The organism is Vibrio sp. 1727 (assembly GCF_033344415.1).
In the GTDB taxonomy this organism is placed as follows: domain Bacteria; phylum Pseudomonadota; class Gammaproteobacteria; order Enterobacterales; family Vibrionaceae; genus Vibrio; species Vibrio alginolyticus.
This window is the reverse complement of the sequence record NZ_JAWPOT010000082.1, coordinates 1-1,084: the sequence shown is the minus strand read 5'-3', so window position 1 is coordinate 1,084 and position 1,084 is coordinate 1. Positions and strand designations below refer to the sequence as shown.

The 1,084-nt window shown below is 48.6% G+C and carries 1 protein-coding gene; it reads left to right on the top strand.

Annotated features, from left to right (window positions below; all coding sequences use genetic code 11):
* A partial coding sequence (gene murG, locus R8O10_RS23950) for an undecaprenyldiphospho-muramoylpentapeptide beta-N-acetylglucosaminyltransferase (RefSeq protein WP_318191791.1) occupies nucleotides 1–1,028 on the top strand: 1,028 nt, incomplete at its 5' end.
* Nucleotides 1,029–1,084: the final 56 nt, after the last annotated feature.

The following is a 1,084-nucleotide window of genomic DNA, read 5'->3' as shown; positions in this document are numbered from 1 at the left end:
CCGGCGGTCACGTATTCCCAGGTTTGGCGGTGGCAAAGCAGCTTCAAGAACAAGGTTGGGAGATCCGTTGGTTAGGTACAGCGGATCGAATGGAAGCCGATTTGGTGCCAAAGCATGGTATTGAGATCGACTTTATCAAAGTAAAAGGTCTGCGAGGCCAAGGTGTTAAACGTCTTTTAGCTGCCCCTTTTCAAATTATTAATGCCATCATGCAAGCGCGAGCGCACATGAAGCGCTGGCAGCCGGATGCCGTTTTAGGTATGGGCGGCTATGTGAGTGGTCCGGGTGGTATCGCGGCTTGGTTAAGCGGTATCCCGGTTGTTCTACACGAACAAAACGCGGTTGCAGGTTTAACAAATCAATGGCTATCAAAGATCGCTAAGAAAGTCTTTCAAGCGTTTCCCGGCGCATTTCCTTCTGCGGCGGTTGTCGGTAACCCAGTACGTGAAGACGTAACGCAGTTGGATGAGCCCGCTCAACGTATGCAAGAGAGAGAAGGACCAATTCGTATTCTTGTTATGGGCGGCAGCCAAGGGGCGCGTATTCTTAATCAAACATTGCCAGCGGTGATGGCAAACTTGGGACAAGACTACTGTATTCGTCATCAAGCAGGTAAAGGCGCAGCGCAAGAAGTGCAAGCTGCTTATCAAGCGAACAATGTTGCTAATGCAGAAGTGACCGAGTTTATCGATGATGTTGCACAAGCGTATGCGTGGGCAGATCTGCTAGTGTGCCGTTCTGGCGCATTGACGGTATCTGAAGTCTCAGCAGCAGGTGTAGGCGCGATTTTTATCCCGTTCATGCATAAAGACCGTCAACAGGCACTGAATGCCGACCATTTAGTGGAATGCGGTGCTGCGAAGATGATTGAACAACCTGATTTAACCGTGGAGTCTTTGACTCAACAGATCCAACAATTGGATCGCCAAGCTTTACTTTCAATGGCTCAAAAGGCACGCAGTGCCGCAAAATTAGATGCTGACAAAGTTGTCGCACAAGCCATTGTCGCTTTGACCGAAAAGCGTTAACGAATTATTGAGAATCGAATTAATGACTATCCAACATACACAAGACTTAGCTCAGA